Source organism: Pseudomonas sp. MS01C9 (assembly GCF_058202755.1).
Window position 1 is genome coordinate 748,339 of the sequence record NZ_CM177073.1, and the last position, 23,827, is coordinate 772,165.

General features: G+C 63.0%; 23 protein-coding genes, 4 tRNA genes and 1 pseudogene. 6 read left to right on the top strand and 22 right to left on the bottom strand.

Annotated elements, in window-relative coordinates; translation table 11 throughout:
• Window positions 1–27 precede the first annotated feature (27 nt).
• From AC1M7R_RS03445 to AC1M7R_RS03495, 11 genes are all read right to left on the bottom strand, one after another.
• The gene (locus AC1M7R_RS03445) at window positions 28–1,014 is read right to left on the bottom strand and encodes a type II secretion system F family protein (RefSeq protein ID WP_072393464.1); all 987 of its coding nucleotides are present in this window, start codon (window positions 1,012–1,014) and stop codon (window positions 28–30) included.
• Window positions 1,011–2,453, bottom strand: a complete 1,443-nt coding sequence (locus tag AC1M7R_RS03450) for a TadA family conjugal transfer-associated ATPase (protein ID WP_072393467.1) — start codon at window positions 2,451–2,453, stop codon at window positions 1,011–1,013. Before AC1M7R_RS03450 ends, AC1M7R_RS03445 begins: the two co-directional genes overlap by 4 nt.
• A gap of 3 nt (window positions 2,454–2,456) precedes the next feature.
• Entirely contained in the window at window positions 2,457–3,677 is a 1,221-nt protein-coding gene (locus AC1M7R_RS03455) for an AAA family ATPase (protein ID WP_072393470.1), read from the bottom strand.
• On the bottom strand, window positions 3,671–4,165 hold the full coding sequence (locus AC1M7R_RS03460) for a TadE family protein (RefSeq protein ID WP_072394120.1): 495 nt from the start codon (window positions 4,163–4,165) through the stop codon (window positions 3,671–3,673). The genes AC1M7R_RS03455 and AC1M7R_RS03460 overlap by 7 nt, the downstream gene beginning before the upstream one ends.
• Window positions 4,166–4,176: 11 nt before the next feature.
• Entirely contained in the window at window positions 4,177–4,656 is a 480-nt protein-coding gene (locus AC1M7R_RS03465; protein WP_072393473.1) for a TadE/TadG family type IV pilus assembly protein, read from the bottom strand.
• An 8-nt stretch (window positions 4,657–4,664) separates the two neighbouring features.
• Complete coding sequence (locus AC1M7R_RS03470) at window positions 4,665–5,984, bottom strand: TadE/TadG family type IV pilus assembly protein (protein ID WP_072393476.1); 1,320 nt, start codon at window positions 5,982–5,984, stop codon at window positions 4,665–4,667.
• Between the two features lie 65 nt (window positions 5,985–6,049).
• Entirely contained in the window at window positions 6,050–6,868 is an 819-nt protein-coding gene (gene cpaB / locus AC1M7R_RS03475) for a Flp pilus assembly protein CpaB (protein ID WP_072393479.1), read from the bottom strand.
• Between the two features lie 15 nt (window positions 6,869–6,883).
• Window positions 6,884–8,212, bottom strand: coding sequence for a DUF8689 domain-containing protein (locus tag AC1M7R_RS03480; protein WP_072393482.1), 1,329 nt, complete (start codon window positions 8,210–8,212; stop codon window positions 6,884–6,886).
• A 2-nt stretch (window positions 8,213–8,214) separates the two neighbouring features.
• Window positions 8,215–8,745 carry an A24 family peptidase gene (locus AC1M7R_RS03485; RefSeq protein ID WP_072393485.1) on the bottom strand — a complete coding sequence of 177 codons (531 nt, stop codon included), beginning with the start codon at window positions 8,743–8,745 and terminating at the stop codon, window positions 8,215–8,217.
• A gap of 26 nt (window positions 8,746–8,771) precedes the next feature.
• Window positions 8,772–8,966 (bottom strand): Flp family type IVb pilin, encoded by a 195-nt coding sequence (locus AC1M7R_RS03490; protein WP_072393488.1) that lies wholly within the window; start codon window positions 8,964–8,966, stop codon window positions 8,772–8,774.
• A gap of 142 nt (window positions 8,967–9,108) precedes the next feature.
• The gene (locus tag AC1M7R_RS03495; protein ID WP_072393491.1) at window positions 9,109–9,303 is read right to left on the bottom strand and encodes a Flp family type IVb pilin; all 195 of its coding nucleotides are present in this window, start codon (window positions 9,301–9,303) and stop codon (window positions 9,109–9,111) included.
• Window positions 9,304–9,579: 276 nt separating this feature from the next.
• On the opposite strand from AC1M7R_RS03495, the gene AC1M7R_RS03500 reads away from it, so the two are divergent.
• The gene (locus tag AC1M7R_RS03500; protein ID WP_072393494.1) at window positions 9,580–10,449 is read left to right on the top strand and encodes a helix-turn-helix transcriptional regulator; all 870 of its coding nucleotides are present in this window, start codon (window positions 9,580–9,582) and stop codon (window positions 10,447–10,449) included.
• A gap of 54 nt (window positions 10,450–10,503) precedes the next feature.
• Here AC1M7R_RS03500 and AC1M7R_RS03505 read toward each other — a convergent pair.
• The 4 genes from AC1M7R_RS03505 to AC1M7R_RS03520 all read right to left on the bottom strand — a co-directional run bounded on the left by AC1M7R_RS03505 (window position 10,504) and on the right by AC1M7R_RS03520 (window position 10,917).
• A tRNA-Gly gene (locus tag AC1M7R_RS03505) sits at window positions 10,504–10,579 on the bottom strand.
• A 3-nt stretch (window positions 10,580–10,582) separates the two neighbouring features.
• Window positions 10,583–10,658 (bottom strand) — tRNA-Glu (locus AC1M7R_RS03510).
• A 105-nt stretch (window positions 10,659–10,763) separates the two neighbouring features.
• Window positions 10,764–10,839, bottom strand: a tRNA-Gly gene (locus tag AC1M7R_RS03515).
• Window positions 10,840–10,841: 2 nt separating this feature from the next.
• Window positions 10,842–10,917: transfer RNA gene (locus AC1M7R_RS03520), tRNA-Glu, on the bottom strand.
• Window positions 10,918–11,287: 370 nt separating this feature from the next.
• On the opposite strand from AC1M7R_RS03520, the gene AC1M7R_RS03525 reads away from it, so the two are divergent.
• Complete coding sequence (locus AC1M7R_RS03525) at window positions 11,288–12,046, top strand: VHS/ENTH/ANTH domain-containing protein (RefSeq protein ID WP_072393500.1); 759 nt, start codon at window positions 11,288–11,290, stop codon at window positions 12,044–12,046.
• Window positions 12,047–12,196: 150 nt separating this feature from the next.
• Here AC1M7R_RS03525 and AC1M7R_RS03530 read toward each other — a convergent pair whose 3' ends face one another.
• The 4 genes and pseudogenes from AC1M7R_RS03530 to AC1M7R_RS03545 form a co-directional block, all read right to left on the bottom strand.
• Window positions 12,197–13,078 carry a methyl-accepting chemotaxis protein gene (locus AC1M7R_RS03530; protein WP_371304275.1) on the bottom strand — a complete coding sequence of 294 codons (882 nt, stop codon included), beginning with the start codon at window positions 13,076–13,078 and terminating at the stop codon, window positions 12,197–12,199.
• Between the two features lie 27 nt (window positions 13,079–13,105).
• Window positions 13,106–14,347 (bottom strand): annotated as a pseudogene (locus AC1M7R_RS03535) (methyl-accepting chemotaxis protein); the annotation flags it as partial.
• Window positions 14,271–15,662 carry an aminotransferase-like domain-containing protein gene (locus AC1M7R_RS03540; RefSeq protein WP_123596437.1) on the bottom strand — a complete coding sequence of 464 codons (1,392 nt, stop codon included), beginning with the start codon at window positions 15,660–15,662 and terminating at the stop codon, window positions 14,271–14,273. The gene AC1M7R_RS03540 and the pseudogene AC1M7R_RS03535, both read right to left, overlap by 77 nt.
• Before the next feature lie 214 nt (window positions 15,663–15,876).
• Window positions 15,877–16,638, bottom strand: coding sequence for an SDR family oxidoreductase (locus AC1M7R_RS03545; protein ID WP_103894465.1), 762 nt, complete (start codon window positions 16,636–16,638; stop codon window positions 15,877–15,879).
• 226 nt (window positions 16,639–16,864) lie between these two features.
• Here AC1M7R_RS03545 and AC1M7R_RS03550 point away from each other — a divergent pair, with 226 nt between their 5' ends.
• The gene (locus AC1M7R_RS03550) at window positions 16,865–17,869 is read left to right on the top strand and encodes an NADP-dependent oxidoreductase (RefSeq protein WP_072393513.1); all 1,005 of its coding nucleotides are present in this window, start codon (window positions 16,865–16,867) and stop codon (window positions 17,867–17,869) included.
• A gap of 57 nt (window positions 17,870–17,926) precedes the next feature.
• Here AC1M7R_RS03550 and pyrF read toward each other — a convergent pair whose 3' ends face one another.
• The gene (pyrF, locus tag AC1M7R_RS03555; protein ID WP_072394123.1) at window positions 17,927–18,625 is read right to left on the bottom strand and encodes an orotidine-5'-phosphate decarboxylase; all 699 of its coding nucleotides are present in this window, start codon (window positions 18,623–18,625) and stop codon (window positions 17,927–17,929) included.
• 292 nt (window positions 18,626–18,917) lie between these two features.
• Here pyrF and AC1M7R_RS03560 point away from each other — a divergent pair, with 292 nt between their 5' ends.
• The 3 genes from AC1M7R_RS03560 to xopAW all read left to right on the top strand — a co-directional run bounded on the left by AC1M7R_RS03560 (window position 18,918) and on the right by xopAW (window position 21,769).
• A complete protein-coding gene (locus AC1M7R_RS03560; RefSeq protein WP_072394128.1) occupies window positions 18,918–19,676 on the top strand; it encodes a response regulator in 759 nt (252 codons plus the stop codon).
• Entirely contained in the window at window positions 19,676–20,752 is a 1,077-nt protein-coding gene (locus AC1M7R_RS03565; protein ID WP_072393516.1) for a sensor histidine kinase, read from the top strand. Before AC1M7R_RS03560 ends, AC1M7R_RS03565 begins: the two co-directional genes overlap by 1 nt.
• A 159-nt stretch (window positions 20,753–20,911) precedes the next feature.
• Window positions 20,912–21,769, top strand: a complete 858-nt coding sequence (gene xopAW / locus AC1M7R_RS03570; RefSeq protein WP_072393519.1) for a XopAW family type III secretion system calcium-binding effector — start codon at window positions 20,912–20,914, stop codon at window positions 21,767–21,769.
• Between the two features lie 73 nt (window positions 21,770–21,842).
• Here the strand turns inward: xopAW and AC1M7R_RS03575 are convergent, their stop codons facing one another.
• Complete coding sequence (locus tag AC1M7R_RS03575; protein WP_072393522.1) at window positions 21,843–22,880, bottom strand: AI-2E family transporter; 1,038 nt, start codon at window positions 22,878–22,880, stop codon at window positions 21,843–21,845.
• Window positions 22,881–22,942: 62 nt separating this feature from the next.
• Window positions 22,943–23,749 (bottom strand): DUF4892 domain-containing protein, encoded by an 807-nt coding sequence (locus tag AC1M7R_RS03580; RefSeq protein WP_165887871.1) that lies wholly within the window; start codon window positions 23,747–23,749, stop codon window positions 22,943–22,945.
• Window positions 23,750–23,827 lie beyond the last annotated feature (78 nt).

The window sequence follows — 23,827 nt, forward strand, 5'->3', positions numbered from 1 at the left end:
GACTGATACCTCGCGGCAGGACGGCGCTTAAACCTGGATCCGAATGATTTTTCGAATCCAGAAAATCCCGATCAACATGGCGCAGAACGCACCGATGATCAGCTTGTGGCCGATGGGGTCGTTGATCAGCACCGGCATATAGCTGGGGCTGGTGAGCACGATGGCGATCGCCAGCACGAAGGGGATCGCCACCAGCACCCAGGCCGACATCCGTCCTTCCGCCGAGAGGGTCCGGATCTTGCGGTGAAACCGGAATCGCCCACGGATCAGCCGGCTGAGGCGTTCCAGCACTTCGGTCAGGTTGCCGCCGGTCTCGCGGTGGATCAGGATCGAGGTCACCAGCATCATCACGGTCATGCTGGGCATGCGCTCCAGCAGGCCCAGCATGGCCCGGCGCACGTCGTTACCGTAGTTGATGTCGGAAAAGGTCATGCCGAACTCCTGGGCGACCGGGCCCTTGTGCTCATCGGCCACCAGGCGCAGGGTTTCGTTGAACGGATGACCGGCGCGCAACGCCCGGCACATGGCGTCCAGTGCATCCGGCAGGCCTTCCTCGAACGTGGCGAACCGCTTGCTGCGGTCGCGCATGATCTTGAGTACCGGCAACCAGAACAATCCCGACAACGCCAGCAGGGCCATCCACCACACCTGCGAAATCATCAGGACCACGGCCCCGCCTCCCATTCCCAGGGCCAGGCCCAGCAGCATCACCCGGTAGGCGCGATATTCGTGACCGGACTGCTCGATCAACTGGGTCAGGTTGGCCATCAATGGCAACTGCTCCAGGCTGGCTTCCAGGGGGGACAGGCGCGTCAGGTATTTCTGCCGCAACACCGTCTGCATGTTGGGCAGGTGATTGGCTTTTTCCAAAACGTGCAAGCGTCCGCGAATGCGCTTGCGCATCTTGCCGGCCTCGCCGAACACCGGCACCACCACGCCCTGGGACAAGAGGAAGACCGCGATGAACACCATGCCCAGGAAAATCAGGATGAACTCAGCAGGGATATTGTTCATGACGAACGGGCCTCCATCCATTCAGGGCGGAACATGGTCAATGGCAACTCGATGCCGCGCTTGGCCAGCACGTCGCGAAAGGCCGGGATCATGCCGCTGGGTCGATACTCCCCGAGCACCTCGCCGTTTTCGCCGATACCCTGGCGCACGAAAGAGAAGATTTCGGTCATGGTGATGATTTCTCCTTCCATGCCGTTGATCTCCTGCATGCTCACCACGCGGCGCTTGCCGTCTTCTTGACGCTCCAGCTGGATCACCACATCGATGGCCGAGGCAATTTGTTGACGCATCGCCTTGATAGGAAAAGTCGCGCCAGTCATCGATACCATGTTCTCGATTCGTCCCAGGGCATCGCGGGCGGTGTTGGCGTGGATCGTGGTCAGGGAGCCATCGTGGCCGGTGTTCATGGCCGTCAGCATGTCCAGCGCCTCGGCGCCGCGCACTTCGCCGATGACGATGCGGTCCGGGCGCATCCGCAGGCTGTTGCGTACCAGTTCGCGCTGGCTCACCTCGCCGCGTCCCTCGATGTTCGAAGGCCGGGTTTCCAGACGGACCACGTGGGGCTGCTGCAGCTGCAGTTCGGCCGAGTCCTCGATGGTGACAATGCGTTCGTTATGCGGGATGAAGCTGGACAGCACGTTGAGCATGGTGGTCTTGCCGCTGCCGGTCCCGCCGGAAATCAGCACATTCAGGCGTCCGCGCACGATGGCCTTGAGCAACAGGGCAATGGCCGGGGTCATGCTGCCCACCTGGATCAGGCTGTCGGTGTTGAGCAGGTCCACGGCAAAGCGCCGGATCGACATGCTCGGACCGTCGATGGCCAGGGGCGGGATGATCGCGTTGACCCGCGAGCCGTCCTTGAGCCGGGCGTCCACCAGGGGCGACGACTCGTCGATACGCCGTCCCAGGCCGGAGACGATGCGGTCGATGATATTGAGCAGGTGCTGGTCGTCACGGAAGCGAACGTCAGTGCGTTGCAACTTGCCGAAGCGCTCGACATAGACCGAGGCATGCCCATTGACCAGGATGTCGGACACGCTATGGTCGGCCAGCAAGGGTTCCAGCGGCCCCAGGCCAAGCACCTCGTCGGTGATCTGCTTGATGATCAACTGGCGACCGGCGGAACTCACCGGCGCCGAATGCTCGTCCAGCAGGCGCTGGCAGATATCACGGATCTGCCGCGTCGCCTCGGCCTGCTCCAGGGCGTCGAGCAAGGACAGGTCCATGACCTTGAGCAACTGCTGGTAGATCCGTTCCCGCCATTCGGCTTCCACCGGGGAGACCTGGCTGCGGGTTTCATAGATGACATCCGGGACAGCCTGTTCCCAGGCCATCAGTTCATCGGTCGGGTCCGGCAGGCTGTCGCCGTTCTGGGCCGCCATCGAGGCACCGGGCTTGGCGGATTGTTTGCGCAAGCGGTTGCGGAAATCGCTGATCATGGGTCATCCCCCGAAAAAACGGTTGAAGGCACGTTTGAGCAGGCCTTTGTCTGCCGCCATCTGGTGACCGACCAGGTCTTCGGTCAAATCGCGCAGGGCCACGGTGATAGCCGCCCTCGGCGCATGCAGCCCCAACGGCACGCCAGTGTTCTGACTCTGGCTGACCAGGTTGAAGTCATTGGGTAATCTGGACAGGTTCGCGCAGCGCAAGGCCTCGCCGATATCCTTGAGGCTGATGGCGGCGGCTTTGTCGTAGCGGTTGACCACGATCTGCAACTGGTCCCCGCGCATGCCCAGGTCTTCGCGCAGGATCCGCACCAGGGCGCAGGCGTCGCGCAGGTGACTGACGCTCTGCTGCACCACCACGTAGACCCGGTCCACCTGTTCCAGCACCGCGCCGGTGAGGTGGTCGATCTGCCGCGGCAGGTCCACCACCACCCAGTCGTAGCTGGTACGGGCCAGTTGCAACAAGGCATCGAGCTGTTCGGGCTGGGCATCCTGGGGCAGGCACAATTCGCCGGCCCGGCCACCCAGGACATGAAGGGTCGGGCTGAAATGGCTGCAGAAGCCGCGCAACGCCATACCGTCCAGGTCATCGACCTGCTGCAGCACCTCCAGATGACTGTGGGACTGGGCCACATCGAGGTAGTGGGTCACGCTGCCGAATTGCAGGTCCATGTCCAGCAGCAGTGTGTTGCCGGCCCGCATGCTGAGCTGTTGGGCCAGATTGCAGGCCACCAGGGTCCCGCCGGAGCCGCCCTTGGCACTGATAACGGCCACCAGCTTGCCCTCGGCGCCATTGCCCAGGCGTACCTCCGCCACCAACCGATTCAAGGCTGCCACCAGTTCCGTCTCGGCGAACGGCTCGGGCAACACATCCCGTGCACCGGCCTGCATCGCCAGGCGCATGCCTTCCTGGTCGCCGAGCAAGCCACACACCAGCATCGGCGGGCGCTCATGGGCCGGACGTTGCAACAGTGCGGCCAATTCCTCGCGCCACAGATGGCTGACCCGCAACAGCAGCAGGTCGGGCATGCGGTCCAGCCCATAAAGGGGATCGACATGGCCGTTGCTCACCAGGCGCGTGCTCACCTCCAGGCTCGGCATACGCTGGCAGACGCATTGCAGGTCGCGCAAGGATGTGGCGTCGCGACTGCTGATCAGCAGCCGCAGCCCGGCTTTGCCGGTGGCGGACGAGAGCGGAGTTTCCCTGGTATTCAGCATGGTGTGATCTCCCCGGAATCGGAATGACGCCCAAGGCTTTCGCGTGGCAAGGTTGCCCGGAACGGGGGCAACGTAATGGGCACGCCCAAGCCGGGAATGAACAGATTGAAAACGTAGTTCTGCACGCTCAGGCGGACATAGCGGATGGCCCGGAAGCCACTGGCACTGACCGTGTCGGCGGGGTTCGCCACCACCGCGCCATTGGCGTCCAGATAGGTCAGCGCCAGGTTCGAGGTGGCCAGGCTGCTGATCAGCTGGCTGGTCCCGGCATCGGTCGCGGCATTGAAGATGGCCCGGCGCAGCACCACCGGATCGCTGATGTTGCACACCGCCGCCAGGCGCGCGCCCCGGCGTGCGGCTTCGTCCAGTGCATTGGCGACGAAGTACAGCCGGCCCATTTCCACCACGCCGAACAGCAGGATGAACACCAGCAGGCCAACGAAGGAAAACTCCACGATGTACGTGCCGCGCATGTGCTTCATGTTTATCTGCCTGTTCATCACAGCACCCTCATGACCGTTGTCGCGACCAGCGGTATGCCCAGCGGCATGGCGTTGCCAAAGAACGCCGGAATCGATCCGCTGCAGTTGCCTGCGCCAATCACCGGGCAGAAGGGGTAGGTAATGGTGACGCGCACGTGATCGCTGCCCACGACGGCGACTTCCACATGGGCCGTCGTCAAACCCGACACCACAGGGCTGCCGACCGCGTTAGGCACGCCGTACACCGCGACGTTCTTGGTCTGGGTCTGCAATGTACTGGTCAGGGCGACACCTCCCAAGGTGGAGTTCCAGGCCTGGCTGGCGACGAAACGATCGGCTTCGCGGCTGGCCTGCAGCAGCACGTTGTACTGCAAGAGCATGCGGCCGAATTCGCCGAAGGCCAGCAGCAACAGCAGCAACAGCGGCAGCACCAGGGTGAACTCCACCAGCGCCACGCCTCGCTGGGCCTGGGGTGGATCGAACGGGGCAAGTCTCATGAAGCCTCCTACGAGTCGGTGCTCGGAGTGCCGCTGCCGTTGAGATAGGTCTTGTAGAGCTGGATGATCTGCGGGCCGACATCGGTGGATGGCGTAGGGCCCGGTACCCCGTCCCCTTCGCACTCCTGCACGAACTGGCCGAAGACCAGGGAGTCCGAGCCGCCGCCGTCCACCGGTTGCACGACGAAGTAGCAGCCAAAGCCCAGGACCGGAATCGAGGTGGAGCCGCCCTGCTTGCCGGTGCAGTTGCCGATCACGATCTTCAGCATCCGGCGCTCGAACACCCCGTTGCTTTCACAGCCACTGCCGCTGCCGGCCACACAGGCGGCGACCTGGGTTCGCCAGTCGTTATAGTCCTGGATCGCCTCGCCACCCGCCGTGAGATCGCCGTTGCTCGCGGTCACGGGTTGGTTCTTGTATTTCGCCTGGGCAAGCGCATCGTCATAGGTCATCGCCGGATTGCTCGACGAGGTCACCAGGTCCGGCGGATAGTCGGACGAACTGACGGGGCCGTTGTAGATGCCGAAGCGTGTATTCAAGCCCTGGGAGGTGGGACCGGCCTTGTTGCCGGGAGCGGTCTGGACGTTGTCGCCCACGCTGCGGCAGACCGAGCCTCCACCGGCCAGGTCTTCCCGGACCGCACTGCCGCCGGAGCCGAAATCCAGCAATTGGAAGTTGCCGGGACCGATGGGCGACGTATTGCCCGCCGCCGTCTTCAGCACCTCCAGGTCACCGAAGTGGTAACCCCAGAAATTGCCGGCGGAGGGGTCGTACTGGTTGGGATCGCCGCAGACCATCAGCGGTGCCAGGTCACAGGGCGAAGTCGGGCTGGGGCCCGCGGTAGCGATCGCCGCCACGGCCTTGCCGCCGAGACCGGCGCTGCCCATGGTCTGGACGAAACTCCAGAAGAACCCGTTCAATTGATAACTGGACACCGACACCCGTACATACTTGGCATCCGTCGGCCCCGGGTAAGAGAAAGGGCCATAGACACTGCTGGCCAACTCCACCACGGCGAATGCCCCCGGGTTACCGGCCACTGCGCTCGCCAGTTCGGCGTTACCCAAGGCATCGGCATTTTTCGTCAGGGTATCGAGGGCTGCGGCACGCGTCGTGCTGGCCATGTTCAGGCCGCCCACGACCTGGCTGAGGGTCTTGGCGCCGCTCAGCGCCGCGGCATCCACGGCATTCTGCAGGCGGGTCTTGTTGAGCAGCATGTGACCGCCATCCAGGGCCAATGCCGCCATCATGGAGATCGCCACCAAGGCGATCACCATCAGTACACTCACTGCCCCTCCCTGGCGCTGCCGAATATTGGAACTCATCATCACGCCCTCGCTGACTGCTTGAGGATCGTCATCGCCTGGGAGCCAGGCCGTTTCGTCCGCGCGAATCAGCGGACGTTGATCACGCTGCTTTCAACCCCTCGGATCACCGTGACCGCCCCGCCGTCCGGCGCCTTGGCGCGGCGTTGCACCACGGGCCTTGGTACCGGGGCAGCCGCCACCGCCATGACCGGCGCGGGAGCGGGTGGCGCGACGGCCGCGGCTTTTTTCTCCAGGTTCAGCGGATTTCGCAGGGCCAGTTGCAACTTGCCTTCGGTCTGTGCGGTAACCAGGGCCTCCGCCTCCGCGGCGGTCATCTCCAGCGTCACGGCCCGCACTACCACTGGCTGGGTCTTGTCGGTGCCCGCCGTCTGGTCGACCGCCAGCACCCGCAGGTTTTCCAGGATGGTCCGGGACACCGCGTTGTTGCTGCCGGCACTGGTGGTCTTGGTCGCCAGCACATCGACCCGGTTACCCGGCAACAGGAAGCCGCCCACGCCGACCACATCGTCCACCCGTACCGAAATGGCGCGCTTGTCCGGGGCGATCAGCGAGGCCAGGGTGCTGCCTCCCAGATGCTCGCTCAGGCGCGCCCCCCGCACGATGTCACCGCGCAGGATGTCGAACGTGGCGATCTTGCCCACGGCCTTTTCGCTGGAATCGAAAGCGTCTTCCGGAATCGTGTCCATGGGCATGCGCACGGTCGTGACCTGCTGGGCCTCGACCATCTGCCCGAACGGGATCTCCACCGTGGCGACCACCACGCTTCGAAGGTGATCGTCAGGCGTGGCATTGAGTCGTGCGCTCAGCCAGGAGTCGGCCATCCATGCGGCACCGAGGCCCATTACCAGGGAAACGCCTATCAGCGAAAGCGTACGAGAGCTCATGTCGGTATCTCCGAATCAAAGGAAGTCGAGCTGAACGAAATAGTTGTGCCACGCCCATTCCAGCTCCTGGGGCGCCAGCGGCCCGGAGCCGCCCAGGTAACGCTGGCGGTCCAGCGCCATGTTCAACAGATCACGTGGATGGCAAGGCACCAGGGGCATGCCTTCGCCCGCATAGAGCCGCTGCAGCACGTAGCGCACCAGCAACGGGTCGTAGGGAATGCCCAGGCGTTCGCATTCCTGGCGCCAGATGCGCTCGTATTCCTCAGGCTTGAGGTAGCCGAATTGCACCTTGTAGCCAATGCGCCGCAGGAAGGCCTCGTCGGCCAGTTCCAGGGGGTTGAGGTTGGTGGAAAACACCAGGATCAGGTCGAACGGCAGCTCACAGTGACGACCGCCGCCCAGGTTGATGAAGTCGCGCTTCTCTTCCATGGGCACGATCCAGCGGTTGAGCAGCTCGGCCGGCGCCATGCGCTGGCGGCCCATGTCGTCGATGATGAACAGGCCGTTACTGGCCTTGAGCTGCAACGCGGCCTGGTATTGGCGGGTGAACGGGTCGTAGCGCACATCCAGTTGCTCCATGCTCAACTCGCCGCCAGTGATCACGATGGGGCGCTTGCAGCACAGCAAACGGCGGTCGATGCCCTCGTTGAGCATCAGGTTGTTCGATTGGCTGTTGTCGTCCAGGCGCTGGTGGACCTGCGGGTCGTAGATTTCGATCACCGACTCGTTGATGACAATGGCGTGGGGAACCCAGATGGCCTCGGCGAACAGACGGATCAGGCGGCTACTGACATACGTCTTGCCGGTGCCCGCAGGGCCGTAGATCATGATGGCCCGACCGGAGTTCAGCGCTACACCCAACTGGTCGAGCATGCTTTGGGTCAACACGATCCCGGACAGGGCCCGTTGCATGTCGTTGGCGGTGATTCGGCCATGGTGAATGGTCTGGATCTTGATCAGCGACCGGTAAGTGCTCACCGGGAATGGGGCCGCACCGATGTAGCCACTGCGGGACAAGGCGTCACGGGCCGAGCTGCGACCGCGCTCGGTCAGGCCATAGCGCAGCCCCTGGACACTCGCCTGGCCGATCTGGCCAAGCACTTCGACACGCCCGTCCTTGCGCAGGAACGCGAGGACTTCCTCCAGTACCGCGCCGGTCAGCGCCAGGCGCTCCACCAGCCGCGGCATGTCCAGAACGCCGGCATCATGCAGATGCTTGCACACCAGTTCGCCCAGGAAGCTGTCGGACAGGCCGGTGTCGCGAATGGTGCAGGGCTGGGGTGCCAGGCGCTGTACCGCCTCCCGTTCGCTGGGGTAGGCATCACTATCGTTGATGACGTGCATGACTAGACTCCCCAGCCGTCGGCAACCAGCTGCCAATAGACGCTGTTCAAGGTGCCGATCAGGATGGCAATCGAATAAGGAAAAGGTTTGCCGGCCACTTCATCCGTCGTGGGCGCCAGGTAAGCCTGGGCTCTGAGGATCAGCCAGTAGCGGCCAAGGGTCTGGAGCAGTTGACCGCGGGCCAGGACAATCAGGAAACCGCACACCCCGCCTGCGATCAGGCTGAACAGCGCCGCCCACAACGCATAATGGAACGGCAGGAAACTGCCCACCATGGCCATCAACTTGACGTCTCCCGCCGCCATGCCGCCCACCGCATACATGGGCAGGAACAGCCCGAAGCAAATCAGCATGCCCAACAGGCTGTCACCCAGCCCGGCGATGCCAGCTGCATAGACCTGACCGGCCACTCCCAGGGCGAGCCCCAGCAGGACCAGCGTGTTGGGAATGCGGTGGCGAAGCAGATCGCTCACCACCGCCACACCCAGCAGTCCCACCAGCAGTACTGTCGATACCAGCAATTCCATGGACATGACGCGTCTCCCGGTTGCAGTGATCGTTAGCAGGCAACGTTGCCATTGACGGCCTGGCACAGGGCACGGATCTTGGTATCCACGGCGCCACCCAACAGGACGAACGCCGCGGCCACCGCGACCGTGATCAAGCCTCCCGCCACTGCGTACTCGACGATGGTCAAGCCGTCTTCATCTCTGGCGAACTTGCCGATCGAAGTTCTGATTGTGTGCAGAGTCATTTCATTTACCTCGTCTTCGGAAAGAAGCTGGGGTCGGGGGACAGCGCGAGATCCATTCGAATCAGTTGGTTGTACTCACTGCTAAAGAGTCGCAAGCGCTATTCCATGAAAGTTGCCGCGTCCCCTGCCGTAATGGTTACGATCAGCAGGCAACGTTGCCGTTGACGGCCTGGCACAGGGCACGGATCTTGGTATTCACGGCACCACCCAGGAGAACGAAGGCAGCGGCCACCAGTACCGTGATCAACCCGCCGGCCACTGCGTATTCCACAATGGTCAGGCCGTCTTCATCTTTGGCGAACTTCACTACCGAAGCCTTGATTGTTTGAAGAGTCATTTCGCACACCTCATCGGGGTTGTTTTAAAGGCAGTACATTGCGAACTGCCTGATGCAACCCTAGTCAGGGGGGCGGGAGAGCCGTTAGGAGGATTTTGCACATCCCTAGGACTTTTTTGCGCAGGTTCGCGCAGAGGACATCACCCCGCGCCGCAGCCGACACTGAGGGGGGATGGAGATAAGGGATCGATTTCTTAGAAGAATTTATTCGGCGAGATGATGGCACATTGACGATACTTCCGGCTAAAGGGCAGGAAGAACCACCTGGACAGGCACATGACGTCGAATCTGACCGGAAAGCCAAAGTTGTTGTGGTTCGATCTGACCCATGATCGGTCCACGAATGAACTCATCACTCAGTTCGAGGAATCCTGCATCTGCACACTGGGCAAACATGCCATGTTGCCCGGCGCAGAGCAGGTGGACATGATCTGCATCCATTTCGACCGGCCGGACACCCCCGGCCTGAGGCGCCTGCTGGAGATCAAGCGCACGGTACCCGCCATCCCCATTACCATGTTCACGGTGCAGCATTCCGAAGAGCTGGCGGTCTGGGCGATGCGCTCCAGCGTCTGGGAATACATGGTGCTGCCCCTGTCGGCCACCGAAAGGAAACGCTACCTGGCGGCCCTGGTGCAATTATGCGAGCTGCGGCGCAACGCCCTTGGCCGGAGCAAAGCCTCGCAGATCGACCATGCCCCTACCCTGCCGGACAGCATCCGCCTGACGTCGGGGCATCAGAAGCACCAGGCCTTGAGCCATATCATGCTGTACATCGACCAGCACTTTCGCGACAGCATCGACCAACGGGACCTGGCCAAACGCTGCGGCATGACGACGTTTCGCTTCAGTCGCCTGTTCAAGGAAGCCAACGGGTTGGGCTTCACCGACTACGTGCTGAACAAACGCATGAGCTTCGCCAAGGAACTACTGGACAACAGCGAGATGCCCATCACCAGCATTGGCTACGAAGCCGGTTTCAAGGACCCGTCCTACTTCGCCCGTGCCTTCAAGCAGTACGCTAGCTGCACACCCAGCGAATATCGCCTGGCTCGCCAGATGCGCGCGACGATCGTCATCCAGCCTTCGCCGGACGACGCCAGCGTGGAGGCGCTTGAGAACCTGGTCCATAGCCTGGAGGGTTGAGGTATTCTGCGGACATAAAAAAACGCCGCTCGATGAGCGGCGTTTTCTTGAATTTGGAGCGGGAAACGAGACTCGAACTCGCGACCCCGACCTTGGCAAGGTCGTGCTCTACCAACTGAGCTATTCCCGCAAATGGCGTCCCCTAGGGGACTCGAACCCCTGTTACCGCCGTGAAAGGGCGGTGTCCTAGGCCACTAGACGAAGGGGACACGCTGCCCGGAACACATGGTGTGTGTTCCAGTGCCCAGATCCTGACCCGAAGGTATCGGTTCTGGTTTCACTCAATCTTGCCTTGAAGCAAGACTGTTTAAAATTGGAGCGGGAAACGAGACTCGAACTCGCGACCCCGACCTTGGCAAGGTCGTGCTCTACCAACTGAGCTATTCCCGCATTGGCGTCCCCTAGGGGACTCGAACCCCTGTTACCGCCGTGAAAGGGCGGTGTCCTAGGCCACTAGACGAAGGGGACACACGTACAACATTCACTGCTTATGGCGCTTGGCTGAGTGCTTTACGCTGTAAGTGGCGCGCATTCTATGGATGGATTGGTAGGTCGTCAACCCCCACGTATAAATTTATTTAAATCAATGACTTCCCCCGGTTTGGAACGGATCCGCAGATTTTTCCCGTCCGGTCTCTGGCGCCTATATTCTGTCGTCCGCCAAGACGCTATAGTCGCGCTCGGCAAATAGTGGCAATGTGCATCTAGTCCGCTGCAAGCCCCACGAACAGTACGACGCCCGTCTAATGACGCCGCACGGGCCTATGCGCTTAAAAGCCAAGCCACTACACTGAAGTATGCGAACCCCATAAAAGAGGTCTTACCGGTGACACCACTCATGATCACCCTGCTCGTCGTAGCCGGGATCGCACTGTTGATCGCCATTGGCTACATGAACCATGTGGCGGAAAACAACAAGTTGGAAAAGGCCCGTACCAAGGTTGAACTCAACGACCGCCTGCGTCGCTGCGGCGAGCTGACCGAAACCTTCCCCGGCCAGCTGATGACACCGGCCCTGAAGCTGTTGATCACTCGCCTCGAGATCAATGTCTGCCAGCGCCTGCTGAATCTCGACAAGGGTAACGCCGCGGTCAAGGCTCGCCTGGACGAACTGAATGCATTGGCCGCCCAGGGCGAATCGATCCCGGTGAACAATCCTCCGGCACCGATCCAGACCGAAGCCAAGGCCAAGGACGTGCGCTTCCTGCTCGAGGCCTTGCATGGCCAGATCACCCGTGCCGCCCAGGACGGTTTCCTGCCGCCCAACGAAGCCAAGCGCTGGATTCGTGAGGTGCGCCATATCCTGGTCCTGCTGCACATCGAATTCTTCAACAACCTCGGTCAACAGGCCTTGCAGCAGGAACAACCCGGGCAGGCACGCCTGGCCTTCGAGCGCGGCGTGCAGTACCTGCGCAAGCAGCAGGATCCCCAGGTCTACGCCGAACAGCTGGATTACCTGGAAAAACTCTTGGCCCGCGCCAACGCCATGGTCCTGGCCAGCACCCAGCCCGTCGAGGGCGAGGTCAACCAGTTGACCGAAGGGCTCAAGGAAGTCGAAGCGGAATCGGACTGGAAGAAAAAGAAAGTCTACGACTGAGGTCCCGACACCATCATCGAGGACAAGGGGGGCTCACCCTCTGCGGGGCTGCATGGCAGCCCCAGCCTTTTGCGATCCCGATGCGGTATCGATGCAGGGCACCTGGCAGCCCGACGGGAATATCCCTCTTGCCAGTATCCCCTCAGCGCATCACAACCTGAAATGCCCCACCATCCCCTTCAGCTCAACGCCCAACTGCGCCAGCTCGACGCTGGACGTCGCGTTGCCCTGCATCGCCAGGGAAGATTGATCGGCACTGGCGCGGATGCTGGTGACGCTGCGATTGATCTCCTCGGCGACGGAGCTCTGCTGCTCCGCCGCGGCGGCGATCTGCTGGTTCATCTGCTGTATCAGGGACACCGCCGCGGCAATGCTGCCCAGGGCGCTTTCGGTCTGTAGCGCATCGCTGACCGCCATCTTCACCAATTCGCCGCTGCTCTGGATCTGCTGTACGGAGGTCTGGGCAGCTGAACGCAACGCGCTGACCAGCCGCTCGATTTCCTCGGTGGACTGCTGCGTGCGCCGGGCCAGGGCCCGCACTTCATCGGCCACCACCGCGAAGCCCCTGCCCTGCTCGCCGGCCCGTGCCGCCTCGATGGCGGCATTGAGCGCCAGCAGGTTGGTCTGCTCGGCGACGCTCTTGATCACACTCAGTACGGTGCCGATGTTCTGGATTTCGGCGCTGAGGCTTTCGATGCTGGAGCTGGCCGATGTAGCCGAATCGGCCAACTGTTCAATGCGCACCATGCTCTGGCGCACCACCTGCTGGCCGCTTTCGACCTTGTCGTCGGCGGTCTGGGCCGCCTGGGCCGCTTCTTCGGCATTGCGTGCCACATCGTGCACGGTGGCGGTCATCTGGTTCATGGCCGTAGCGACCTGCTCGGTTTCCTCTTTCTGGCTGCTGACTTCCAGGTTGGTCTGTTCGGTCACGGCCGACAGGGACTGGGCAGAATTGGCCAACTGTTCGATACCGGCCTGCAAACCGCTGACGATACTGCTCAGGCCGGCCCCCATCTGCTGCATCGCAAGCATCAGTTGGCCGATCTCATCCCGGCGCGTGACCTCCACCGTGGCCCTCAGATCGCCCGATGCTATCTGCTGGGCCACGCGGATGACCGTGCGCAACGGTGCAACGATCAACCGGGTAATGATCCAGGCCGCAACCAGGCCCACCAGCAACGCCAGGGCCGACGAACCGATGATCAACAGCGAGTTCTTCTTCAACTCCGCCTGCATGGCGCCGTCTTCGGCGCTATAGGCCTGGTTGACCCGTTCCACGACCTGGGCCGCGCGTTCGTGCAATTGTCGGTAGACAATCTTTTCCTTGGCCAGCAGGCCGGTGTAGTCGGCAAGCTGCTGCTTGAATCCGGCGATGTGCCCGGCCACTTCGTTGAGCACGGTCTGGTAACCCGCGTCCTTGACGGCGGTCTTGAGCGCCTCGGCCTGTTTCATGGCCTGCTCGGCCTGTTCGATGTCGCCTTGTGCCGCTTCTTCATTGCCCTTGCGGCTCTGGTCGAGACGGACCCGCGCTTCGTTCATGGCCTGCAGCATCAGGCGCGACACCTCGCTGACCTGGTTGGCCTGCTCGATGAATTCAGCGCCCTCCTTGCCTTCGGAGTCTTTCAGGTTATAGGCGCCGTCATCCGCCAGCCCCGCCTGCAGCACATCCAGGTTATTGGCAACGCTGGAGACCGACCAACTGGCCATTTCCAGCGCCAGCTCCTTGCTCTGGTTCAACTCGACAAATTCATCGAACGCCTTGCGATACGCCGACAGGGCCTGTTCGACGTCATTCATCACCGGCACGTTGGCCGTCGATTTCGCCTTGAGGTCGTTGGCCAGGACAATCAGCCCGTCGACGCCCTGGCGCAGGGCGTCGACCGTCTTGGGATCGGAGCGCAGGGCATATTCCTGCTCCAGCAGCCGGACCTTGAGCAGCTCGCTGTTAAGGGACGACATCTGCTTCAGATCACCGAAGCGCTGGCTGATGGTTTGCAGGGACCAGACACCGATGGCTGCCACCACAGCGGTGAGCAGCAGCACCAGGACAAACCCGATCCCCAATTTCTTCGCCATACCGAGGTTGGCAAAACGTCCTTGCACGGCCGAAATCATTGCGCTCAGTCCTCTGCCAGTTTGTGTATCCGCAGATTCGCAACGAGATGCCCTCCAACACAAGATGCTGGCGTCGGAATAATGGCAAAAAGCTACAGCTCCGTCGTTTTCAGAACACTTGAGGTCGATCCAAAGCGCTGGCCCGGAAAAACGCCAGCGCCCTGGGGTCCCGTGCATAAGCCACATTGATCCGTAGCCAGTCGCTTTCGGTGCCTGAAGGACTGAATGCCGTGCGTGAGGACAGCAGCACGCCGAACCGCTTGGCCAGGCGCTGCAGCCCAGCGTGATCGCACCGGGGCGGGCGGGCCCAGATGAACAGCCCGCCGGCCGGCTTGCCGAAGACCGTCCAGTCGGCATCCTCCAGCACCTGCAGCACCGCCGCCATATCGACACCCAATCGCTGTCGCTGACGCTGGGCCAGTTTGCGATAGGCGCCGTTGGCCAACAGGCTGGCCACCACTGACTCACAGAACCGCGAACCGCCCATGCTGGTGATCCCCTTGACCGCGCTCAACCGCTCGACGACGCCAGGTCCGGCCGCCACGAAACCGACTCGTAACGAGCTGCTGAGGGTTTTCGAGAAACTGCCCACATAGAGGACATCGGCATCCAGCGCCGCCAGCCGGGTCCGTGTGGCGCCCTGGAAGTCAGCATAGACATCGTCCTCGACCACCAGCAGGGCGTGTTTTTTTGCCAGTTGCAGCAACTGCTGGGCCACGGCGGGCGCCAGGCTGCTTCCGGTCGGGTTATGGCAGGCACTGTTGATGAACAGGGCGCTGGGCCGGTGACTGGCCAATAGCGCCTGCAATGCCTCCACGTCCGGGCCCCGTGGAGTCCTGGGCAATTCGATCATGTCGATCCGGTGAAGCCTGAGCAATTCGAAAAGGCTTGGATAGCCGGGGCTCTCCACCACCACGCAACACCCCGGCCGAAGCAGGGTTCGCACGATCAGGTCCAGCCCATGGGTGGCTCCCGTCGTGGTCAGGATCCGGTCCGCGCCGGCATTGATATTGAGCTGCTTCAGACGCCTGGACAATTGCTCCCGCAGCGCAGGCAGCCCCAACAGCGTGCTGTAATTGAACAACCCCGCCATGTCGGTGCGGGTCACCTGGCGGATCGCATAACCCAGGTCATCGCTCTCGCGCCAGCGCTCAGGCAGCCCGCCGCAGCCCAGGTGCAGTTCCCACCGGGCATCATCGACCAGGCCGGCCTGGGTGAGGGACGCGTCATCCGGCCAGTCGCCGGGCGTACACCTGGCCAAGGCTGGTGGCGCCACGAAGAAGCTCGAGCCGTGACGGGACGCCAGTATGCCTTGGGCGACCAGGCGCTCGCACGCTTCACTGACACTGGACTGGCTCAGCAGGTTATCCCGCGCCAGTTGCCGGATGGATGGCAGGCGAGTTCCCGGTTGCACCGCATCCTGTCGAATCCAGCCGGCCAGCGCGTCGACAATTTGCTGCACGACAGGCACCAGGGCCTGTCGGTCGATTCTCAATTCCATGAGTAACCAAGCTCCTAAGCGTTTGTTTTATTTCTGGAAACAGTTTGTTTTTAGGAAAACAGTTAAGCACAGGGTGTCCAGGAACGAGGTACGACAACGGCGCCAAAATCGCCGATTCTCACCCTTTGAAACACATTGGCGGATTCATTCAAGAAATTTCCTACCATCAAAGAAAAAGCCCGCAACCAGTGCGGGCTTCTTCCTACAAGCTTCTTCAAAAAGCCGTGACGCCACCGTCAACCGCCAGGGAATGGCCGGTGGTGAATGCCGCGCCGTCACTGCACAGATACAACACGGCGCTGGCGATCTCTTCCACTTTGCCGATACGCCCCACCGGGTGCATGGCGTTGGCGAACTCGCCCTTTTTCGGATCCGCTTCATAGGCACGGCGGAACATGTCGGTATCGATCACCGCCGGGCAGACCGCATTCACGCGGATCTTCTTTTTGGCGTACTCGATGGCGGCGGACTTGGTCAGGCCGATCACGGCATGCTTGGAGGCCGCATAAATGCTCATCTTCGGCGCCGCCCCAAGGCCGGCCACCGAGGCAGTATTGACAATGGCGCCACCGCCCTGGGCCAGCAGCAGCGGCAACTGATACTTCATGCACAGCCAGACGCCCTTCACATTGACGCCCATGATCGCGTCGAACTCATCGAGGGTGCCGTCGGCCAGCTTGCCCTTCTCGATTTCGATCCCGGCGTTGTTGAAGGCGTAGTCGAGGCGGCCATACGTATCGATCACCGCGTTCATCAGGCTCTGCACGTCAGGTTCCAGCGTCACGTCGCAGCGCACGAACACCGCCTCGCCGCCGGCGTCCAGGATCGAGCGCACCGTGTCTTCGCCGCCGGCCGCGTCCAGATCCGCCACGACCACTTTCAGCCCTTGCGCCGCGAACGCCTGGGCGGTAGCGCGGCCGATGCCTGCGGCGCCGCCCGTAACCACTGCCACCTGCCCGGAAAACGTCATGCTCATTGTCCTGTTCCTCGAAGAATGCGGGGTCGTGCCAGTGTAGCCACAGCCCCCCGTGGCACGGCAGCACTATCCAGATGCCGGTTGGGCATTCATGGGTGCCAGTGATGACGCAGCGGTAGCCACTATCACTGCGTTGGATCAAGGTGCATTCGCTGTGTCGGCAAAACCTTGCGGCAAATGCCTCGACGGTCTATCAACAAAGCTTCATTTACCTTGAGTGCCAGCCATGACTGCCCAGACCAATCGCCAGTTCCTGCTCGCCAGACGCCCGGTGGGCGCCGCCACCCGCGAGACGTTCACTTATCAGCAAGTACCGGTCGGCGAACCGGGGCCTGGCCAGATTCTGGTGAAGAACGAATATCTGTCCCTGGACCCGGCCATGCGCGGCTGGATGAACGAAGGCAAGTCCTACATCGCCCCGGTGGGTATCGGTGAGGTGATGCGAGCCTTGGGCGTGGGCCAGGTGATTGCCTCGAACAATCCTGGATTCGCGGTCGGGGACTACGTCAATGGCGCCTTGGGTGTGCAGGATTATTTCCTGGGCGAGCCGAGAGGTTTCTACAAGGTCGATCCGAAACTGGCGCCACTGCCCCGTTATCTGTCCGCGCTGGGCATGACCGGCATGACCGCCTACTTTGCCTTGCTCGACGTCGGCGCCCCCAAGGCCGGTGAAACCGTGGTGCTGTCGGGCGCAGCCGGCGCCGTGGGCAGCATTGCCGGGCAAATCGCCAAGATCAAGGGCTGCCGCGTGGTGGGCATCGCCGGCGGAGCCGACAAATGCAGGTTCCTGATCGATGAACTGGGCTTCGATGGCGCCATCGACTACAAGAATGAAGACGTCCACGCCGGTCTCAAGCGTGAATGCCCCAAGGGAGTGGATGTGTATTTCGACAATGTCGGGGGCGACATCCTGGATGCGGTGCTCAGCCGCCTGAATCTCAAGGCTCGCGTCGTGATCTGCGGCGCCATCAGCCAGTACAACAACAAGGAAGCCGTGAAGGGACCGGCCAACTACCTGTCGCTGCTGGTGAACCGGGCACGCATGGAAGGCTTCGTGGTGATGGACTACGCCGCGCAGTTCGCCGCCGCCGGGCAGGAAATGGCCGGCTGGATGGCCAAGGGGCAGCTCAAGAGCAAGGAAGACATCGTCGAAGGGCTGGAGACATTCCCCGAGACGCTGACCAAACTGTTCAGCGGGGAGAATTTCGGAAAGCTCGTGCTCAAGGTCTGAGCGAAATAATGGTGGGCGCGAGCTTGCTCGCGCCCACCACGGCCCATGCGTGTCGAATCAGGCCAGCTCGGCCACCACCGCCGCCAGCGCCTTGGCCGGGTCCGCCGCCTGGCTGATCGGGCGGCCGATCACCAGGTAATCGGAACCGGCGTCCAATGCCTGGCGCGGAGTCAGGATGCGGCGCTGGTCGTCCTGGGCGCTGCCCGCCGGACGAATCCCCGGTGTCACCAGTTGCAACGACGGGTGTGCCGACTTCAACGCACTGGCTTCCAGCGCTGAACATACCAGGCCGTCCATGCCCGCCTTCTGGGCCAGGGCCGCCAGGCGCAGCACCTGCTCCTGAGGCTCGATGTCCAGGCCGATCCCCGCCAGATCCTCACGCTCCATGCTGGTCAGCACGGTCACGCCGATCAGCAGCGGTTTCGGCCCGCTGCGCTGGTCCAGTACCTCACGGCAGGCCGCCATCATGCGCAGACCGCCGGAGCAGTGCACGTTGACCATCCACACGCCCATCTCCGCGGCGGCCTTGACGGCCATGGCGGTGGTATTGGGAATGTCATGGAATTTCAGGTCCAGGAATACTTCGAACCCCTTGTCGCGCAGGGTGCCGACAATCTCCGAAGCGCAGCTGGTGAACAGCTCCTTGCCAACCTTGACCCGGCAAAGGCTGGGGTCCAGCTGGTCGGCCAGCTTCAGGGCGGCGTCACGGGTAGGAAAATCCAGGGCGACGATGATAGGCGTCTGGCAGGCGGACATGAGCGGGCTCTCAGGCAAGTCGAAATCGGCGCGCATTGTAGCGGAACCAGCGGCGCTGCGGGACCCGATGATCGGTAAATCCTCATGGTGCCCCAACCAGCATGGCCGACAGGACGCTTTGTGTCCAAGCCGATACATTCATGACATGCGCACAACACGCCCGCAGGCTACCGTTCGACGCCGCACCCCGCCCTTTCAGCGCTTCACGCCTTGCGGCACGGAGCTTATGCTGAAGCCACCACCTTGCCGTCGCTCCTTGCGGCTGGCAGCCTACCAGGCAGATGAAGCATCCATGCAGAACACCCCCGTTGCCAATTCTGACGATCAAAAAGCCTCCAGCGATGACAAGCGCTGGAGCATCCGCGCACTGATCGTCGATGACGATGTGCCGATCCGCGAGCTGCTGATCGATTACCTGGCCCGTTTCAACATCCGCGCCAGTGGCGTGAGCGACGGCGCGGCCATGCGCCAGGCAATGCAATCCGAACATTTCGATGTAATCGTGCTCGACCTGATGCTGCCGGGCGAAGACGGCCTGCAACTGTGCCGCTGGCTGCGCGCCGAATCGGACATCCCGATCCTGATGCTCACCGCCCGTTGCGAACCCACCGATCGCATCATCGGCCTGGAACTGGGTGCCGACGACTACATGGCCAAGCCGTTCGAACCCAGGGAACTGGTGGCACGGATCCAGACGATCCTGCGCCGGGTGCGTGACGACCGCACCGAGCAACGGGCCAATATCCGTTTCGACAACTGGCGGCTCAACAGCGTGCTGCGCCAACTTATCTCCGCCAATGGGCTGGTGGTGCCGCTGTCCAATGCTGAATTCCGGCTGCTGTGGGTCTTCATCGAACGACCGCGCCGGGTACTCAGTCGCGAGCAACTGCTCGATGCCGCCCGTGGACGCTCCATCGAGGCCTTCGACCGCAGCATCGACCTGCTGGTGTCACGACTGCGCCAGAAGCTGGGCGACGACCCCAAGGCCCCGCAGTTGATCAAGACCGTCCGCGGTGAAGGCTACCTGTTCGACGCCCGGGACATCGGCTGATGCGATTGCGCCTCGACTCCCTGTTCGGTCGCCTGTTCGGCATGCTGTTGCTGGCGATCGTCCTGGCGCATCTGCTGGCCTTCGCCTGGTTTTTCCATTACGACCAGCCGCCTCCGCCCGGGCCGCCGCCGGAATTTTCCCGGCAGAGCGAAGGAACACCGCCCGCGGGTCTGTCACCTTTGACCCCGTCCCCTTTTGCCCCGCCGCCCCAACGCCGTCAGCGCCCGTGGTTCGGCGGCCCGGTGGTACCGCTGACGTTCCAGTTCGTGTGCCTGATCATCGCGGCCTGGTATGGCGCCAAGTTGCTGACCCGACCGATCCAGCGCTTGAGCGATGCGGCTGAACGCCTGAGCGAGGACCTCGACAGCCCGCCGCTGGACGAAACCGGCCCCCGGGAAGCCCGGCAGGCGGCCCACACGTTCAACCTGATGCAGCAGCGAATCCGCGAACAGGTCCAGCAACGCTCACGCATGCTTGGGGCGGTGTCCCACGACCTGCGCACCCCGCTCTCGCGCCTCAAGTTGCGCCTGGAGCAGATCGATGACGCCAGGTTGCAAGGCCAGATGCGCCAGGACCTGGACGACATGATCGGCATGCTCGACGCCACGCTGACCTACCTGCACGAACAGCGCACCAGCGAGGCGCTGCAATGGATGGATGTGCAAGCCCTGGCGGAGTCCCTGAGCGAAAACGCCCAGGACCATGGCGCCGATGTCCAGGTCGAGGGTTCCTGCGCGCCGCTGCAGGTGCAGCCAATGGCATTGCGCTCCTGCATCGCCAACCTCATGGACAATGCCTTGCGCTATGCCGGTCATGCCCTGATCGCCCTCGAAGACCAGGACTGCCAGTTGCTGATACGGGTCATCGACCATGGCCCCGGTATCGCCCAAGACAAGCGCGAAGCGGTATTCGAACCCTTTTATCGCCTGGAGGGCTCGCGCAACCGCAACTCCGGCGGCGTCGGCCTGGGCATGACCATCGCCAGGGAAGCCGCCGAACGCCTGGGCGGCCATCTGGACCTGGAGCAAACCCCAGGGGGCGGCCTGACTGCCGTCATCCGCCTCCCCCGGACCTGAGTCATTCCTGCCGTCTTCGTCGGGCCGCCGCCCGGAGCGCCCCCCACGTGACGATTTGTACGTCCCCCGGTACAAATTCCACATACCCACGACAACTGCCCCGCCGAGGCTGCATAAGCCGGTGCACCCGCCGGCAATTCCATCCCAAGGAGAATGCCCATGATCGGCAGCGTCAGCAGTAGCGGTTACTCGACGTACACCAGCAGCACGGCCACCAGCAGTGCCCGCAGCCAGCAGTTTCAAAAGGAGCTGCTCACCCGGCTCGACAGCGACGGCAACGCAACGGTGGACCAGGACGAATTGAGCACGGCCCTGTCCCAGCACAGCGACGATGGCCTGCTGGTCAGCCTGAGCAAGCAGTTCGGCGATCTGGACAGCGACGGCAGCGGTGACCTGAGCAGCGAGGAAATGGCCGCCTTGGCGCCACCGCCCCCGCCGCCACGGGACCAGGCGCCAGGCACCGAGCTGGCCGACGCGCTGCTCAGCGTCCTGGATGCAGACGGTGACGGCAAGGTCAGCAGCGACGAGTTGAGCAACGGCCTGGCCAGCGCCGGCAGCAGCGCCGACAGCACGCAGGTATTCTCGGCACTGGACAAGGATGAAGATGGCACCGTCAGCCGCGACGAACTCGCCGCCACCCTCACGCCACCGCCTCCACCGGCACAGGACGCGTCCGGTGAAACATTGTTCGGCCAGCTCGACAGCGATGGCGACGGCACCGTCACTGCCGCCGAACTGACCAGCGCCTTGCAGGCCGGCGACGCGACGTCCGGCGCCGAAACCAGCGCTACGCTGATGGCGGCACTGGACAGCGACAGCAGCGGTGGCGTCAGCAGCGACGAACTCGACAGCGCCCTGCAGGCCAGCCGCGACAATGGCCGCCCCGCCGGTCAGGCCAACGCCAACGCCAACGCCAACGCCAACGAAGCGTTGAACAGGATGATCGCCAACCTCAACCGTCAATACTCGCTGGATAACGTCGCCAGCGTGGGTAAACACCTGAACGTGGCGGCCTGACTCCTGCCGTGAGCCTGGCCTTGCAGCAGGTTCACGGCCCACCGAGCCAACCTTGCCGGCCCCAGGGCCGCCGTCAACGCGCCTGGCTCTTGCTCCAGTCCGTCAACAGGCTGTACGCCACGGCCAAAAGGGTCGGGCCGATGAACAAGCCGATGAATCCGAAGGCGATCAATCCGCCGAACACCCCCAGCAACACGATGACCAACGGCAGGTTGCCACCCCGGCTGATCAGGTATGGCTTGAGCACGTTGTCCACGCCGCTGATGACGAACGTGCCCCAGATCCCGAGGAACACCGCCATGCCGTATTCGCCCTGCCACACCAGCCAGGCCGTGGCGGGGATCCAGACCAGGGGCGGCCCCATGGGAATCAGGCTGAGCAGGAAGGTGACAATGCCCAGCACCAGCGCACCCGGCACACCGGCGATCAGGAAGCCGATCAGTGCCAGCACGGCCTGGGCCGCGGCGGTACCGATCACCCCATTGACCACCCGTTGCACCGTACCGGCCACCAGTTCGATGTAGTAGCCGGCACGGTCGCCGATCAGGCGTTCCAGCAAGCCATGGACGAACGCAGCCAGGCGCGGGCCGTCGCGGTAGAAAAAGAAGACGAATACGATGCTCAGGGTCAGTTCGAGGATGCCGCCGCCAATCTGCTTGCTGCGTGCCAGCAGCCAGTTGCCCACCTGCCCCAGGTAAGGCTTGACGGCTCCCATCATCGCGGCGCCCTGCTGGTCGATGCTGTTCCAGATCGCCACCAGCCGCCCGCCCACCAGGGGCAAGCCGGCCAGCCATTGCGGGGCATCCGGCAAGCCGTCGACCTGCACGTCCCTGATGAATGTCGTGGCATCACGCACATGATCGGCCAGGTTGGAACCCAGCCACACCAGCGGCACCGCCACCAGCAACATCCAGCCGACCGTCAGCAGGCCCGCCGCCAGGGATTCGCGCCCGTTGACCCAGCGAGTCAACAGGCGCATCAGCGGCCAACTGGCAAAGGCCAGCACCGCGCCCCAGAACAGCGCCGACCAGAACGGCGCCATCACCCAGAGGCTTGCGCCGAACAACACCAGGAGCAGGATCTGCACCAACAGCCGATCGTTATTGAGCATGTAGGGTCTCGAAAAAAGAACAGGACCTGGGCAACGGCGTGAAACCCGTCGCCCGGGACAGCTTATCGCAACAATTCAAGGTGCAGGCCCGTCGTGTCGCCATCGGCGGCCTCCATTCGTGCCGCCCGCACGCCCTGCCCCGTCAGCGCCTGGCGCCAGGCCTCGGCCTGGGGCCCCGCGAGGCTGACTCGCAGGCCGGTATCCAGGTTCAGCGCCCGGGCCAGCAGGCGCAACCAGGTTTCGTCCGGCTCGCCGCTCAGGCGGGGCAAGTCCAGCACGCCGGTGTCCTTGAGCTGGCGCAGCAGCGTGGCGGATGTCGGCAGCAGATCGCCCAGGGGCGCTTTCGCCTCGAATTGCTCGACGTGCAGATAGGCCTTGCGATTGCCGCGAGTGATGGCATACAGCGCGATCAGGGTGTTATCCACAGGCGGCGCCAGGCGCAGCAGCAGATAGGCCTGGCCGCTGTCCGCGCCGTAGAGCTTGGCATTGCCAAAGACGTCGTTGGCCCAGAGGCTGCTTTCACCGCAATCGCGGGCCTGGCACCAGAAAAGCAGTTCGGCGCCCTGTTTCTGCAACGCTTCGCGGGCGGCGGTGAAACCCTGGGTCGCCGAATGCTCCGGTGGCAGCTCATAGGTCACCGAGGTGGTGTCGCCACGGGCATCGACCTGACCGTCGAAGCGCAACTGGCCACTGATCTTGCGGATCGACCCCAACGGGTAGATCCGCTCCGCGTCCCTGACCTGCCGGTAGTCGACAATCTGCGCATCGGGCATGCGCGGCACGCGCTCCAGGTCTCGACTGCCGGCTACGTCGGCGGCGAAGGACGCCGTGGCGAAACAGCCCAGCGCCAGTAATGCGAATGATGGGATAGGTAATTTCATCGGATCGACCGGGCCTGCTGTTCCTGGACGAAATCGGCGTCGATCATGGACCGCAAGGCGGGTACA

Coding starts and splice junctions, on each gene's coding strand:
- AC1M7R_RS03540 (WP_123596437.1), bottom strand. CDS start 15,662: ATGGAATTGAGAATCGACCGACAGGCCCTGGTGCCTGTCGTGCAGCAA.
- AC1M7R_RS03490 (WP_072393488.1), bottom strand. CDS start 8,966: ATGACTCTGCACACAATCAGAACTTCGATCGGCAAGTTCGCCAGAGAT.
- AC1M7R_RS03560 (WP_072394128.1), top strand. CDS start 18,918: ATGCAGAACACCCCCGTTGCCAATTCTGACGATCAAAAAGCCTCCAGC.
- AC1M7R_RS03445 (WP_072393464.1), bottom strand. CDS start 1,014: ATGAACAATATCCCTGCTGAGTTCATCCTGATTTTCCTGGGCATGGTG.
- AC1M7R_RS03465 (WP_072393473.1), bottom strand. CDS start 4,656: ATGAGACTTGCCCCGTTCGATCCACCCCAGGCCCAGCGAGGCGTGGCG.
- xopAW (WP_072393519.1), top strand. CDS start 20,912: ATGATCGGCAGCGTCAGCAGTAGCGGTTACTCGACGTACACCAGCAGC.
- AC1M7R_RS03470 (WP_072393476.1), bottom strand. CDS start 5,984: ATGATGAGTTCCAATATTCGGCAGCGCCAGGGAGGGGCAGTGAGTGTA.
- AC1M7R_RS03550 (WP_072393513.1), top strand. CDS start 16,865: ATGACTGCCCAGACCAATCGCCAGTTCCTGCTCGCCAGACGCCCGGTG.
- AC1M7R_RS03525 (WP_072393500.1), top strand. CDS start 11,288: ATGATCACCCTGCTCGTCGTAGCCGGGATCGCACTGTTGATCGCCATT.
- AC1M7R_RS03500 (WP_072393494.1), top strand. CDS start 9,580: ATGACGTCGAATCTGACCGGAAAGCCAAAGTTGTTGTGGTTCGATCTG.
- AC1M7R_RS03530 (WP_371304275.1), bottom strand. CDS start 13,078: ATGCTTGCGATGCAGCAGATGGGGGCCGGCCTGAGCAGTATCGTCAGC.
- AC1M7R_RS03545 (WP_103894465.1), bottom strand. CDS start 16,638: ATGAGCATGACGTTTTCCGGGCAGGTGGCAGTGGTTACGGGCGGCGCC.
- AC1M7R_RS03495 (WP_072393491.1), bottom strand. CDS start 9,303: ATGACTCTTCAAACAATCAAGGCTTCGGTAGTGAAGTTCGCCAAAGAT.
- AC1M7R_RS03485 (WP_072393485.1), bottom strand. CDS start 8,745: ATGTCCATGGAATTGCTGGTATCGACAGTACTGCTGGTGGGACTGCTG.
- AC1M7R_RS03565 (WP_072393516.1), top strand. CDS start 19,676: ATGCGATTGCGCCTCGACTCCCTGTTCGGTCGCCTGTTCGGCATGCTG.
- AC1M7R_RS03575 (WP_072393522.1), bottom strand. CDS start 22,880: ATGCTCAATAACGATCGGCTGTTGGTGCAGATCCTGCTCCTGGTGTTG.
- cpaB (WP_072393479.1), bottom strand. CDS start 6,868: ATGAGCTCTCGTACGCTTTCGCTGATAGGCGTTTCCCTGGTAATGGGC.
- AC1M7R_RS03480 (WP_072393482.1), bottom strand. CDS start 8,212: ATGCACGTCATCAACGATAGTGATGCCTACCCCAGCGAACGGGAGGCG.
- AC1M7R_RS03450 (WP_072393467.1), bottom strand. CDS start 2,453: ATGATCAGCGATTTCCGCAACCGCTTGCGCAAACAATCCGCCAAGCCC.
- pyrF (WP_072394123.1), bottom strand. CDS start 18,625: ATGTCCGCCTGCCAGACGCCTATCATCGTCGCCCTGGATTTTCCTACC.
- AC1M7R_RS03455 (WP_072393470.1), bottom strand. CDS start 3,677: ATGCTGAATACCAGGGAAACTCCGCTCTCGTCCGCCACCGGCAAAGCC.